Raw genomic sequence first — 13,290 nt, forward strand, 5'->3', positions numbered from 1 at the left:
GCCCTGCCTGAGCGCTCCGGCCGCCCCTGTGGTCCCCGGGGCGCCCCGCGCGGGGCGCCCCGGGGACCACAGGGGCGGCCGGAGCGCTCAGGCAGGGCCGGTAGGGTCTGCACGCATGGGAGAGCAGGACATGCCTACCGGTCCGGCGAACGAGACGCCGCACGACCCGGCACAGGACACGGCGAGCGGCACCGAGCGACACTCGGAGCCCCGGCGTGCCGCCACGGCGCACCGCCAGATCGACGGCCCCGGAAACGGCAGGCCCCAGCCGGGCAAGCGCCGCCTCGGCGTCATGGGCGGCACCTTCGACCCGATCCACCACGGGCACCTGGTGGCGGCCAGCGAGGTCGCCGCGGCGTTCCACCTCGACGAGGTGGTCTTCGTCCCGACCGGCCAGCCCTGGCAGAAGAGCCACCGCAAGGTCTCCCCGGCCGAGGACCGCTATCTGATGACGGTCATCGCGACCGCGGAGAACCCGCAGTTCTCGGTGAGCCGCATCGACATCGACCGCGGCGGCCCCACCTACACCGTGGACACGCTGCGCGACCTGCGCGCGCTCAACCCCGACACGGACCTGTTCTTCATCACCGGCGCCGACGCGCTCTCCCAGATCCTCACCTGGCGGGACAGCGAGGAACTGATCTCCCTCGCGCACTTCATCGGGGTCACCCGGCCGGGCCACCACCTGAACGACCCAGGACTCCCGGAGGGCGGTGTCTCGCTCGTCGAGGTGCCCGCCCTCGCCATCTCCTCCACGGACTGCCGTGCGAGAGTCGCCAAGGGCGATCCCATCTGGTACCTGGTGCCGGACGGAGTCGTGCGCTATATCGACAAGCGCGAGCTGTACCGCGGCGAGTGAGCCGAGAGGGGCACCGGTGAACGACCGATACGACCCGGGGTACGGGGGCGACCAGTACGAACTCGTCGGCTACGACGAGTACGGCCAACCTGTCTACCGGCAGGTCCAGACCCAGCAGCAGACGTACGACCCGTACGCCCAGCAGCAACAGCAGGGCTACGGCTACGACCCGTACGCCACGGCCGGGCAGCAGTCCCCGCCCGCGTACGACTACGGCACGGGCGGGCAGGCCGGCTACGGCCCTTACGACCCCTACGCCTCCGGGCAGCAGCAGGGCGGCACCGCGTCTCACGAGCCCTATGGCCAGGCCGCGGCCGGCGCCGGTACGGCCCAGCAGCCCCGCGTCGCCGAACAGACCGCCCACATCCCCCAGCAGGCGGGCCCGGCCGACGACGAGGACGTCCGAGGCGGCCCCCAGCGGGATTACCACACCGAGCAGTTCGCCTTCGTCGAGGAGCCCGACGACAACTCCGAAGACGTCATCGACTGGCTCAAGTTCACCGAGAACCGCACCGAGCGCCGCGAGGAGGCCCGGCGGCGCGCCCGCAGCCGGATCGTCGCCCTGGTCGTCGTCCTCGCGCTCGCCGCGGTCGGCGGCGTCGGTTACCTCTGGTACGCGGGGAAGCTGCCCGGCCTGTCCTCCGACGACTCCGCGACGGGCACGGCGACGGCCGCGGGCGCCCAGAAACGCGACGTGATCGTCGTCCACCTGCACGACACCAAGGGCGGCGGCACCGCCACGGCCCTCCTCGTCGACAACACCACCACCAAGCGGGGCACCACCGTCCTGCTGCCCAACTCCCTCGCCCTGACCAGCGACGACGGCACCACGACGACGCTCGCCAAGTCGGTCGAGGACGACGGCTCCGACGGCACCCGCGACGCGCTCGACACGGCCCTCGGCACCGACATCGAGGGCACCTGGCGCCTGGACACCCCCTACCTGCAGAACCTCGTCGACCTCATCGGCAACATCGACGTGGACACCAACGCCGAGGTCCCCGACCCCGACGCCAAGAAGAAGGGCGAGGCCCCCCTGGTCGGCAAGGGCAAGGCCCAGACCCTCAGCGGCAAGATGGCCGTCGCCTACGCCACCTACCGCGCACCCGGCGAGGCCCAGGACGCCCAGCTGGAGCGCTTCGGACAGGTCCTGCAGGGCGTCCTGCGCAAGATGTCCTCCGACCCGCAGGCCGCGACGACCACGATCCAGACCCTGGCGCAGATCCTGGACCCGTCCCTGACCGACAAGGACCTCGGCTCCTTCCTCGCCGGGCTCTCCGACCTCGCCAAGGGCGGCGACTACCGGACGGACCTGCTGCCCGTCCAGGCCGACGGCACGCTCAGCGCCCAGGCCGGCGCGGGCGTGGTCAAGAACGTCCTCGGCGGCACCGCCAAGAGCCCCGACAAGGACGCCGCCGTCAGCGTCTCCGTCCAGAACGCCAGCGGCGTGAAGGACAACACGGAGAAGGCCCGGGTCGTGCTCCTCAACGGCGGCTTCACCTTCCTGGAGGGCGGCACGGCCGGCTCCGCCCGGGCCACGTCCAAGGTCACCTACGCGGACGCCGCGGACAAGGCCGACGCGGCCGAGGTCGCCAAGACCCTGGGCCTGCCCGCGGGCTCCGTCACCAAGGGCCGGATCTCGGCGAGCGCCGACGTCGCCGTCGTCCTGGGGCAGGACTACAAGCCGTCGTCGGACTAGCCGGCAGGAGTGTGCTCCCCACGTGGTCCGCGCCATCACGTGGGGAGCGGGCGGCGGTCCGTGAGACCCTTGGTGGCAAGTGCCCGCCGACCGAAAGCCTTGTAGTGACCGTGACCGACCGCTCTCACGAGCTGATCAACACCGCCGCCCAGGCGGCCGCCGACAAGCTGGCCCACGACATCGTCGCCTACGACGTCAGTGACGTGCTGTCCATCACGGACGCCTTCCTGCTGGCCTCCGCGCCCAACGACCGCCAGGTCAAGTCGATCGTCGACGAGATCGAGGAGCGCCTCAGCAAGGAGCTCGGTGCCAAGCCGGTGCGCCGCGAGGGCGACCGCGAGGCCCGCTGGGTGCTGCTCGACTACGTCGACATCGTCGTCCACGTCCAGCACAGCGAGGAGCGCGTCTTCTACGCCCTGGAGCGGCTGTGGAAGGACTGCCCCGAGCTGGAGCTGCCCGAGGACGCCAAGGCCACCCGCGGCAAGGCCGAGGAGCACGCCAAGCTGCGAGCGGCCGAGGAGGCGGCGGAGCTGGACGGTGACTGGCGGTGACCTCCTTCGCTGAGGCGTCCGCCGGCACGGGCCGGGGCCGCCGCATCATCCTCTGGCGGCACGGCCAGACCGCGTGGAACGTGGAGCGCCGCTTCCAGGGCACCACGGACGTCGAGCTCACCGAGACCGGCGTCGCCCAGGCCCGGCGCGCGGCCCGGCTGCTGGTCGCCCTGAAGCCGGACGCGATCGTCGCGTCCGACCTGAAGCGGGCCGCGAACACGGCCGCCGAACTCGCCGCGCTCACGGATCTCGACGTGACCCACGACGAGGCGCTGCGCGAGACCTACGCGGGCGCCTGGCAGGGCCTGACGCACGAGGAGATCATCGCCCGGTACGGCGCCGAGTACACCGCGTGGAAGCGCGGCGAGCCGGTGCGCCGCGGCGGGGGCGAGCTGGAGACCGAGGTCGCCGACCGCGCCGCCCCCGTGGTGCTGCGGCACGCCGAGAAGCTTCCCCAGAACGGCACGCTCGTCGTGGTCAGCCACGGCGGCACCATCCGCACCACCATCGGCCGCCTCCTCGCCCTGGACTCCCACAACTGGGAGAGCCTCGGCGGACTCTCCAACTGCTGCTGGTCCGTCCTCGGTGAAGGCGCCCGCGGCTGGCGCCTGCTGGAGCACAACGCCGGCACTCTGCCGGAACCGGTGCTCGGCGACGACGACTGACCCCCGGATTTCACTTTCCGGCAGGTCGCAGGCTAAAGTTCTTCTTGTTCGCCCGGCCCGCCGGGAAGGAACATGAGGGGCTATAGCTCAGTTGGTAGAGCGCCTGCATGGCATGCAGGAGGTCAGGAGTTCAATTCTCCTTAGCTCCACGCTTCAAGATCCCGTTCCCGTCAGGGGGCGGGATTTTTCATGCTCCCTCTTGAGTCACCGGGGCACCCTGAGGCGTATACCTCTACGGCCCCGCCGGGTTGCCGTGTCCGGACTGGTACTGAGGCGTCGCTGACCGTATTGGTCCGGTCGTGGCAGAATCAAACGGCCGGAAGGGGGCGCGGCCCGACGGGAGGAGTAGCGATGCCTGCGAGCATCCAGGAGGTCGACCACCTCCTCGGAGCAGCATTCACACGGGACATGTCCACCCGCCTCAGCTGCCCTTCCTGCGGATCCGCGCACGTGGCCCAGATGCTCGGCGACAACGGCGGGATCTCCTACGTGTGCACGGCCTGCGGCCACAGCTGGAGCTGATCGATGGGTGCACACAGGCGGAAATGCGACTGGTGTGGCAGCGGGACTCCGATCGTCCGCGACATGGAGCCGATCAATCCCGACTACCAGTACTGGTGCGAGGAGTGCGCGCGGGCGCTGATCATAAAGGGCGACCCGATCGTGACGTACCGCGAGCTGGAGGGCGAGCCGATCTACGGCCGCCTTCTGGAGGAGCACTGCACGCTCAAGCGGTTCTATTCGTTCGTCACGGCTTAGTGCCCGCAGGGTCGGTGTAAATCCGACATAGCGGGCATCCTCGTGCGAGGCGAAATCGATTTGGTGTTGGGCCCGGTGGACCAGTAAAGTTGGCGTCGCCGCCAGGGAAACCGGGAGGCAACACAGCAAGGGGCTATAGCTCAGTTGGTAGAGCGCCTGCATGGCATGCAGGAGGTCAGGAGTTCAATTCTCCTTAGCTCCACAGCAGATGAGAAGGCGGGCCATCCGATCGGATGGCCCGCCTTCTTCGTGTGCGGTGCCCGTGAGTGTGTCCGTATACGCCTACGGCGGGCTCCCCTGGGGGAAGCCCGCCGTACGACGTCTGCTCAGCGGCCGAGAGCGCGGCGGCCGCGACCCTGGGACAGGACCGGGAGGTTGCGGGACGGCGCACCGCCCTGGGCGCGCGTGTCCTCCTCGATCCGCAGGGCCAGCGCGGGGCAGCGGCGCACCGCGCGGAGAGCCTTGTCCTCGGCGTACCGCGGCACCTTCGCCTGCGCCACGGTCGGGAAGCCGTCGGCACCGAGCTCGAACACCTCGGGGAGGATGTCCGCGCACAGGCCGTGACCCCGGCACAGCGTCCAGTCGACGAAGATCTTCTGGCGGCTGGGACCGTTCTCCTCGGACTCGCCGCCGCCCGGGATGCCGGTCGGGGCCCTGCCGCCCTCGAAGAGTGGCAGCACGCCCTCCACGGGCCGTCCGCAGCCGTTCCCGAGGACATGGGCGGCCAGGTCGTCCGTGAACGCCTTGATGGTCGACTCCAGGAACATCGCGGAGCCGTCCGGGTGCGAGCACGCGCCGCGCCGCTTCACGTTCTTGGCGACCTGCTTGAGCGCCTCCAGGGCGGCCGGCCCGCCGCCGTTGAGGATGTCCTCCATGCCGCGCGCGGCGGCCGGCAGGCCGAGGTAGCAGGGGCCGCACTGGCCCGCGCTCTCCTCCGCCAGCCACTGGGCGACGCGCAGTGACTCGCCCAGCGGGCAGGTCTCCTGAGTGATCGGCAGGATCGCGCCGGCGCCGAGAGCGCCGCCCACGGCGTCCAGGGAGTTGCGCGAGACGATCGCCTCGTTGACCGTCGCCGCGTCGATCCACTTGCCGTGGTAGCCGCCGGTGAGCACGCCCTGGGGCACCGGCGGGGCGCCGGCGAGCTGGAGGACGTAGCGCAGCGGCACACCCGTCGGGACCTCGATCACCATGGGGCGGGCGACCGCCCCGGAGACCGTGAGCATGACCGTGCCCGGCTCGTCGTACAGGCCGGTGTTGCCGTAGCGCTCCGGGCCGATGCGGGCGGCGATGGCCAGTTGGGCGAAGGTCTCGGCGTTGGACAGCAGTGTGGGCGCCCCGCCGACGCCGTTCTGCGAGGCGCTGACCTTGCGGCCCGGCGGGATGGCCGGGCCGCCGTCGATGGAGCGGATCAGCGACGCGGCGGCGCCGGTGACCATACGGACCGGGTTGCGCTGCACACGCGCGCGGAGAGCCGATCTGCGGCCGTTGCTGAGCCCGCGTTCGGCGAGCGCGGCCTCCATGGAGCGCTGGGTCGACTCACGGGTGACCCCCACCACGAGCGTGCGGGCACCCAGCGCCTCCGCGCACAGCAGTGCGCCGTCCAGGATCAGATGGGGAGCGCGGTTGATCAGCACCGTGTCCTTGCGGCAGGCCGGCTCGTCCTCGCTGCCGTTCACGACGACGACCGGCCGGACGCCGCGCTTGATCGCCGCCTCGGCGACCGAGCGCAGCTTCTTGTGGAAGGGGAAACCCGCGCCGCCGCGGCCCTTCAGGTTGATGCGTTCGGCGAGTTGCGCGAGCTGCTCGCCGCCCATCGGCTCCAGCGGCCCGTGCACCTTCAGGTGCATGGGCAGATCGAGCCGATCGACAAGGTCGAAGCCAGACGTGAGCTGGGGAAGACCGACCACGCGGACTTCGGGTACGTCAGGCAAAGCCTCGTTCACTTAAAGCCTCCGGAAGGCGTGTTCCAAGGTTCGCCCGATCCCGGTGCGTCGAAGTCATAGGACGCACCGGGCAGTGTTTCAGTGGCGGGACCGCTGTTGTACGTGTCGTTCGGGTAGTACGTGTCGTAGACGGCGTTCGTCTCACCCGTGTCGTACACGTCACTCGATCCATAGCCGGCGGCGCCTGGATTGCCATAGGCCGGGATGCTTTGTCCGGTGTCCTGGAGGGGGTCGTAGGGCGGGATGTTGAAGCCCGTGTCCTGGAGCGGGTCGTAGGCCGACGGAGGGGCCTCGCCGACCGGCGGCGGGGACGGGATCGGCCAGTTGCCCGAGGTGCTGGAGGGGCCGTCCACGGTCGGGATGGCCTGCGTGGGCTGCATGTCCAGCGGCAGTTCCGTGCGGTCCGTCGGCCCCGGCGCGAACGCCTGCTGGCCCAGGGGCGGGCTCGAGACGGCCCGGTAGGCCGCGGCGAAGCCGTTCGAGGACTCCTGCGGCGCGGCGCGCTCCGCCTTCTCGTACCGCGGCCCCGAGGGGGAGGCCATGGCCCCCATGGGCATGTCCCGGCCCCCGTAGCCCGGCAGCGCCGAGCCGGTGCCCGCCCGGGCCCGGCTCTCCTCCAGGTCCCTGCGTCCCAGCCCCTCCCCGGGCCCGATGAGCCGGGCCACCTTGTCGGCGACCTTGCGCTTGACCGGGCGCGGAGCGGCGCGCAGGGCGAGGGCTCCGGCCACGCCGACCAGGGACAGGCAGTACAGGATGACGAAGATCGGCTTGGCCGAGCGACCCGCGTAGAGGCCGTGGACCAGGGCGGCGCACCAGGCCGGGTAGGCCAGCATGTGCATGGCCCGCCAGCGGGCCGCGACGGGCGCCGGGGAGGCGAAACGGTTGCGCAGTACGCCGGTGATGCCCACGAAGATCATGAGCATGCCTGCCAGGGTGCCCAGGCCGATCAGGAAGGACCTGCCCCCCACCAGCTCTTCGTCGGTGAGCAGCAGCCCGAAGGGGATCACCGCGGCGATCCACGAGGTGTGCTCCAGCGCCAGCTTCACTCCGATGTGCACCAGCAGGAAGGCGACCGAGGCGACGGCCGTGGTCCGGTGCACGGCCTGCGCCAGGATGCGCCTGCGGGTGTCGAGGAGGATCCGGTCCTGGGCGACCAGGCCCCAGATCACCGAGCAGGTCAGGAACACCAGGGACAGCACGCCCGCGCCGAAGTTGAGGAACCCGGCGAAGGAGTCGTCTGCCGTGGAGTCGTTGGGGTTCATGGCCGGCCTCCCTGCATCCCGGTGACCGGGTGTAGCGAGGTGTTACTGCGATGAGGGTTCATGGGGGCAACTCCGAGCGGTTCGGGAAAGCGGTCCCGCTGCCGCACTCTAAGCGGCGGCATACCGATGGGTACGAGGTTTGAGTTATTGCGTTGTTATCAAAGGACAATGTGGCTGTTGTGATGTCCCTTAGCGGCTGTTACGCGAAGTAACTTTTGACCCATGTTCAGCTTTTTGGGCGCGGGACGGCCCCCCGGAAGCGCGTCGCGGCGCGCTGGGGGGCTGCGGTACCCTAACGCCATGCGTGCCGTACGCCTTCTGCTTAGCGGGCCGCGCTGATCAGTCCCGGCCACCGGACGAGTCGAGTGGCCGGCATCGGCGCGGCGTCCCCTCCTGTGCGAGGGGATTTTTCGTTTCTCGAACGACACAGCCGCAGGCAGAGACGATCGATGGAGCTTTGAGGATCATGAGCGAGACGAACCCCGCTGCCGCCTCCGAGGTGGCAGCGCCGCACCGCTACACGGCCGCGACGGCTGCCGAGATCGAAGCACGCTGGCAGGACTTCTGGGACGCCGACGGCACCTACGGCGCGCCCAACCCCAAGGGCGACCTGGCGGGCGACCCGGAGACCGCCGCCAAGCCCAAGAAGTTCATCATGGACATGTTCCCGTACCCCTCGGGTGCGGGCCTGCACGTCGGCCACCCGCTGGGCTACATCGCCACGGACGTCTTCGCCCGCTTCCAGCGCATGACCGGCCACAACGTCCTGCACACCCTGGGCTTCGACGCCTTCGGCCTGCCCGCCGAGCAGTACGCGGTGCAGACCGGCACGCACCCGCGCGTGTCCACCGAAGCCAACATGGAGAACATGAAGTCCCAGCTGCGCCGGCTGGGCCTGGGCCACGACAAGCGCCGGTCGTTCGCCACGATCGACCCGGAGTACTACAAGTGGACCCAGTGGATCTTCCTGCAGATCTTCAACTCCTGGTACGACCACGAGGCGAGGAAGGCCCGCCCGATCTCCGAGCTGATCGACCGGTTCGAGTCGGGTGAGCGGCCCGTACCGGGCCACACGCGCGCGTGGAGCGAGCTGAGCGCCGCCGAGAAGGCCGACGTCCTGGGCGAGTTCCGGCTGGCCTACGCCTCCGACGCGCCGGTCAACTGGTGCCCCGGGCTGGGCACGGTGCTGGCCAACGAGGAGGTCACCGCCGACGGCCGTTCCGAGCGCGGCAACTTCCCGGTCTTCAAGGCCAAGCTGCGCCAGTGGAACATGCGCATCACGGCCTACGCCGACCGCCTGCTGGAGGACCTGGAGGAGCTGGACTGGCCCGAGGCCATCAAGCTGCAGCAGCGCAACTGGATCGGCCGCTCCGAGGGCGCCCGCGTCGACTTCCCCATCGACGGCGAGCGCATCACCGTCTTCACCACCCGCCCCGACACCCTGTTCGGCGCGACCTACATGGTGCTGGCGCCCGAGCACCCGCTCGTCGAGAAGTTCACCCCGGCCGCCTGGCCGGAGGGCACCCACGAGGTGTGGACCGGCGGCCACGCGACCCCCGGGGAGGCCGTCGCCGCCTACCGCGCGCAGGCCGCGTCCAAGTCCGACGTGGAGCGGCAGGCCGAGGCCAAGGACAAGACCGGCGTCTTCATCGGCGCGTACGCGACCAACCCGGTCAACGGCGAGCAGGTCCCGGTCTTCATCGCCGACTACGTGCTGATGGGCTACGGCACCGGCGCGATCATGGCCGTCCCGGCCGGTGACCAGCGCGACTTCGAGTTCGCCCGCGCCTTCGAGCTGCCGATCACCTGCATCGTCGAGCCGACCGACGGCCGCGGCACGGACACCGCGACGTGGGAGGATGCCTTCTCCTCCTACGACGCCAAGATCATCAACTCGTCGAACGACGAGGTCAGCCTGGACGGCCTGGGCGTCGCCGAGGCCAAGGCGCGCATCACCGAATGGCTGGAGAGCAAGGGCATCGGCGAGGGCACCGTCAACTTCCGGCTGCGCGACTGGCTGTTCAGCCGCCAGCGCTACTGGGGCGAGCCCTTCCCGATCGTCTACGACGAGGACGGCATCGCCCACGCGCTGCCCGAGTCGATGCTGCCCCTGGAGCTGCCCGAGGTCGAGGACTACTCGCCGCGCACCTTCGACCCGGACGACGCCGACACCCAGCCCGAGACGCCGCTGTCCCGCAACGAGGACTGGGTCAACGTCACGCTGGACCTGGGCGACGGCCGTGGTCCGCGCCCGTTCCGCCGCGAGACCAACACCATGCCCAACTGGGCCGGTTCCTGCTGGTACGAGCTGCGCTACCTGGACCCGCACAACTCCGAGAAGCTGGTCGACCCGGAGATCGAGCGGTACTGGATGGGCCCGCGCGAGGGCCGGCCGCACGGCGGTGTGGACCTGTACGTCGGCGGCGCCGAGCACGCCGTGCTGCACCTGCTGTACGCCCGCTTCTGGTCCAAGGTGCTGTACGACCTGGGGCACGTCTCCTCGGCCGAGCCGTTCCACAAGCTGTTCAACCAGGGCATGATCCAGGCCTACGTCTACCGCGACAGCCGTGGCATCGCGGTGCCGGCCGCCGAGGTGGAGGAGCGCGACGGCGCCTACTACTACCAGGGCGAGAAGGTCTCCCGGCTGCTGGGCAAGATGGGCAAGTCCCTGAAGAACGCGGTCACTCCGGACGAGATCTGCGACGAGTACGGCGCCGACACGCTGCGGCTGTACGAGATGGCGATGGGCCCGCTGGACGTCTCCCGGCCCTGGGACACGCGCGCGGTGGTGGGCCAGTTCCGGCTGCTGCAGCGGCTGTGGCGCAACATCGTCGACGAGGCGACCGGCGAGGTGACCGTCGTCGACGCCGAGCCGGACGAGGAGACGCTGCGCGCCCTGCACAAGGCGATCGACGGCGTGCGCGGGGACCTGGAGGGCATGCGGTTCAACACCGCCATCGCCAAGGTCACCGAGCTGAACAACCACCTGACCAAGGCGGGCGGGCCGGTGTCGCGGTCCGTCGCCGAGCCGCTGGTGCTGATGGTCGCGCCGCTGGCCCCGCACATCGCCGAGGAGCTGTGGCGCAAGCTGGGGCACGAGGACTCGGTGGTCCACCAGGACTTCCCGGTGGCCGACCCGGCGTACGTGGTCGACGAGACCGTGACCTGCGTCGTGCAGATCAAGGGCAAGGTCAAGGCGCGGCTGGAGGTCTCGCCGTCGATCGCCGAGGACGAGCTGGAGAAGGTCGCCCTGGCCGACGAGAAGGTCGTCGCCGCGCTGGGCGGGGCCGGGATCCGGAAGGTGATCGTGCGGGCGCCGAAGCTGGTGAACATCGTCCCGGCGTAGGCGCGGGGCCGACAGGGCTCCCTTGGGTCCATCGGGGTGGTCCCCTACGGGCAGGTTCGGGGTTTTTCTGGAACTCCGGGCCTGCCTGTTGCGTTTACCGTTGAAGAGCGGCGTGAGATGTGCCGAGACGCCCTGAGGAGGAGCCGGTGGAAGCAGTGATCGCAGTATTCGCTCTGCTCTTCGTGCTCTTTCTCGGGCTGGGGGCGTACGCCACGGTGAAGGTGGTCGGCGCCGCCAAGCGCGGCGTGGACCGCGGCCTCACACAGGCCCGCCGCACGGTCGAGGACCACACCCTGCGCGCCAAGTCCTTCGCCCAGCCGGGCGCCGCGGGAGAACTCGCCCAACTCCGGCTGAAACTGCGTACGTCGATGCGCGCCACCCAGGAAGCGCTGCACGCGGCCGTCGCCGAGGACTCGTCCCTGAAGGAGTCCGTCGGCCTCTTCGAACGGCTCAGTGCGCACGGCCACGAGCTGGACGACGAGCTGAAGCGCCTGGAGTCCGAGCCCGACCGCGCCGCGCTCGCCGAGCGGCTGCCCGAGCTGCGGGAGCGCACCGAACGCATCACCCACTCCGCCGACTCCCTGCGCTGGGCGGCCCGCGACCGCGCCCGCCGCTTCGCGGACGACGACCTGGACTCGCTCAGCGCCCAGATCGACCTGGAGTCGGGGGCGCTGCGGCATTGGACGACGGAGCCGGAGCCCCGGCCCGCCGCCTCGCCGGAGCCGCGGTCGAGGCCGCAGTCCGCCGCGACGCCCTGGCCCGAGGCTCCCGCCGCCGATGCCGCCACGGCCGGGCAGACCTGGCCGGAGACGCCGCAGTCGAGCCCGGCGCACGAGCCGGCACGGCCCGCCATCAGCCCCTCGGCACCGCGCCCGACCTACCCCTGGCAGAAGAAGCCCCGCCCCGAGAGCACCACTTGATCCGGCCACTCGCGTCACAGGGCACGGGGGCCGGGCTGCCGCACGGGCACTACGGCAGGTAACCTCCAGCTCATGTCCCGCCATGTCGCGATCGTCACCGATTCAACGGCCTACCTGCCGGCCCGGACGATGGAGCGCCACGGCATCACAGCGGTACCTCTGACCGTCGTCCTCGGCGACCGGGCGCTGGAGGAGGGCACCGAGATCTCGACCCGTGCCCTCGCCCAGGCTTTGCAGAAGCGGCGCCCGGTGACGACCTCGCGGCCCGGCCCCGCCCTCTTCGAGGAGACCTACCGCAAGGTCGCCGAGTCCGGCGCCACCGGCATCGTCTCCCTCCATCTCTCCGCCGAGCTCTCCGGTACGTACGACGCGGCCGTCGTCGCCGCGCGGCAGGCGCCGGTGCCCGTGCGGGTGGTGGACACCGGCATGATCGCGATGGCGCTCGGCTTCTGCGCGCTCTCGGCGGCTCAGACCGCGGAGTCGGGCGGCACGATGGACGAGGCCGTCACGGCCGCGGAGAAACGGGCCGCGGGCACGTCCGCCTACTTCTACGTCGACACCCTCGACTACCTGCGCCGCGGCGGCCGTATCGGTGCCGCGCAGGCCCTGCTGGGCTCGGCGCTCGCGGTGAAGCCGCTCCTGCAGCTGGCCGACGGCCGTATCGAACCGCTGGAGAAGGTGCGGACCGCGTCGAAGGCGATCGCCCGTCTGGAGGAGATCGCGGCCGAGCGTGCGGGCAGCGCCCAGGTCGACGTCGCCGTCCACCATCTCGCCGCCCCGGACCGGGCGTCGGCCCTCGCCGACCGGCTGCGGGCACGGGTGCCCGGGCTTGCCGAGCTGCATGTCAGCGAGGTCGGGGCGGTGATCGGGGCGCACACGGGGCCCGGGCTGCTGGGGGTCGTGGTTTCGCCGCAGTGAACGGTCGCGGCGGGCCCTGATCACCCGTGTGGGTGGCCGGGTTGTCCACAAGCCGGCCGTTGTCCCCGGGAATTGACCAAGATCATCGCGAGCGGGCCGGGATGGCCGATCCTCGTCGCATGGCACTTCGATCACGTTCACGCACAGCGACTGCGACCAGCGGGCCGGGCCGTGGACCGGCGTCCGACGGCCGCGTCCGTCACCGCCGTCACCGGCCTGCCGCACGCGGCCGGGCCCGGCATCGGCACGCCTCGGCGGAGGAACTCCGCCGGCGGGCGGGAGCGTTGTTCGGCGAGCATGCCGAACGGGGCGGGGAGCGGCGGAGGTCCGGTCAGCCGCAGGCCGGTCCGGAGGCGGCTGTCCCCGTC

General features: G+C 70.9%; 12 protein-coding genes and 2 tRNA genes. 11 read left to right on the forward strand and 3 right to left on the reverse strand.

The features are described 5' to 3' along the window. Positions 1 to 115: 115 nt before the first annotated feature. The 8 genes from nadD to CCL05_RS05345 all read left to right on the forward strand — a co-directional run bounded on the left by nadD (position 116) and on the right by CCL05_RS05345 (position 4,735). Positions 116 to 859 carry a nicotinate-nucleotide adenylyltransferase gene (nadD, locus tag CCL05_RS05315; protein ID WP_086559311.1) on the forward strand — a complete coding sequence of 248 codons (744 nt, stop codon included), beginning with the start codon at positions 116 to 118 and terminating at the stop codon, positions 857 to 859. A gap of 16 nt (positions 860 to 875) precedes the next feature. Continuing rightward, positions 876 to 2,558 carry an LCP family protein gene (locus CCL05_RS05320; RefSeq protein WP_086559312.1) on the forward strand — a complete coding sequence of 561 codons (1,683 nt, stop codon included), beginning with the start codon at positions 876 to 878 and terminating at the stop codon, positions 2,556 to 2,558. 104 nt (positions 2,559 to 2,662) lie between these two features. Next, on the forward strand, positions 2,663 to 3,109 hold the full coding sequence (gene rsfS / locus CCL05_RS05325; RefSeq protein WP_086559313.1) for a ribosome silencing factor: 447 nt from the start codon (positions 2,663 to 2,665) through the stop codon (positions 3,107 to 3,109). Continuing rightward, a complete protein-coding gene (locus CCL05_RS05330; protein WP_086559314.1) occupies positions 3,106 to 3,774 on the forward strand; it encodes a histidine phosphatase family protein in 669 nt (222 codons plus the stop codon). The genes rsfS and CCL05_RS05330 overlap by 4 nt, the downstream gene beginning before the upstream one ends. Positions 3,775 to 3,850: 76 nt before the next feature. Then, positions 3,851 to 3,923: transfer RNA gene (locus CCL05_RS05335), tRNA-Ala, on the forward strand. Between the two features lie 202 nt (positions 3,924 to 4,125). After that, the gene (locus CCL05_RS43830; RefSeq protein ID WP_107400425.1) at positions 4,126 to 4,296 is read left to right on the forward strand and encodes a hypothetical protein; all 171 of its coding nucleotides are present in this window, start codon (positions 4,126 to 4,128) and stop codon (positions 4,294 to 4,296) included. 3 nt (positions 4,297 to 4,299) lie between these two features. After that, a complete protein-coding gene (locus CCL05_RS05340; protein WP_086559315.1) occupies positions 4,300 to 4,533 on the forward strand; it encodes a hypothetical protein in 234 nt (77 codons plus the stop codon). A gap of 129 nt (positions 4,534 to 4,662) precedes the next feature. Further along, positions 4,663 to 4,735 (forward strand) — tRNA-Ala (locus CCL05_RS05345). A 124-nt stretch (positions 4,736 to 4,859) separates the two neighbouring features. Here the strand turns inward: CCL05_RS05345 and CCL05_RS05350 are convergent. After that, on the reverse strand, positions 4,860 to 6,476 hold the full coding sequence (locus tag CCL05_RS05350) for an NADH-quinone oxidoreductase subunit NuoF family protein (RefSeq protein WP_167409516.1): 1,617 nt from the start codon (positions 6,474 to 6,476) through the stop codon (positions 4,860 to 4,862). Further along, the gene (locus CCL05_RS05355) at positions 6,473 to 7,738 is read right to left on the reverse strand and encodes a hypothetical protein (RefSeq protein ID WP_086559317.1); all 1,266 of its coding nucleotides are present in this window, start codon (positions 7,736 to 7,738) and stop codon (positions 6,473 to 6,475) included. The genes CCL05_RS05350 and CCL05_RS05355 overlap by 4 nt, the downstream gene beginning before the upstream one ends. 466 nt (positions 7,739 to 8,204) lie before the next feature. On the opposite strand from CCL05_RS05355, the gene leuS reads away from it, so the two are divergent. The 3 genes from leuS (at position 8,205) to CCL05_RS05375 (ending at position 12,922) form a co-directional block, all read left to right on the forward strand. Next, the gene (gene leuS / locus CCL05_RS05365) at positions 8,205 to 11,084 is read left to right on the forward strand and encodes a leucine--tRNA ligase (protein ID WP_086559319.1); all 2,880 of its coding nucleotides are present in this window, start codon (positions 8,205 to 8,207) and stop codon (positions 11,082 to 11,084) included. Positions 11,085 to 11,230: 146 nt separating this feature from the next. Beyond that, positions 11,231 to 12,004 (forward strand): hypothetical protein, encoded by a 774-nt coding sequence (locus CCL05_RS05370; RefSeq protein WP_086559320.1) that lies wholly within the window; start codon positions 11,231 to 11,233, stop codon positions 12,002 to 12,004. 72 nt (positions 12,005 to 12,076) lie between these two features. Next, positions 12,077 to 12,922: a DegV family protein gene (locus tag CCL05_RS05375; protein ID WP_086559321.1), complete on the forward strand. Its 846-nt coding sequence runs from the start codon at positions 12,077 to 12,079 to the stop codon at positions 12,920 to 12,922. Positions 12,923 to 13,059: 137 nt separating this feature from the next. Here CCL05_RS05375 and CCL05_RS47095 read toward each other — a convergent pair. Then, a partial coding sequence (locus tag CCL05_RS47095) for a hypothetical protein (RefSeq protein ID WP_425275891.1) occupies positions 13,060 to 13,290 on the reverse strand: 231 nt, incomplete at its 5' end.

It is taken from the genome of Streptomyces africanus (genome assembly GCF_002150735.1).
Classification (GTDB): Bacteria; Actinomycetota; Actinomycetes; order Streptomycetales; family Streptomycetaceae; genus Streptomyces; species Streptomyces africanus.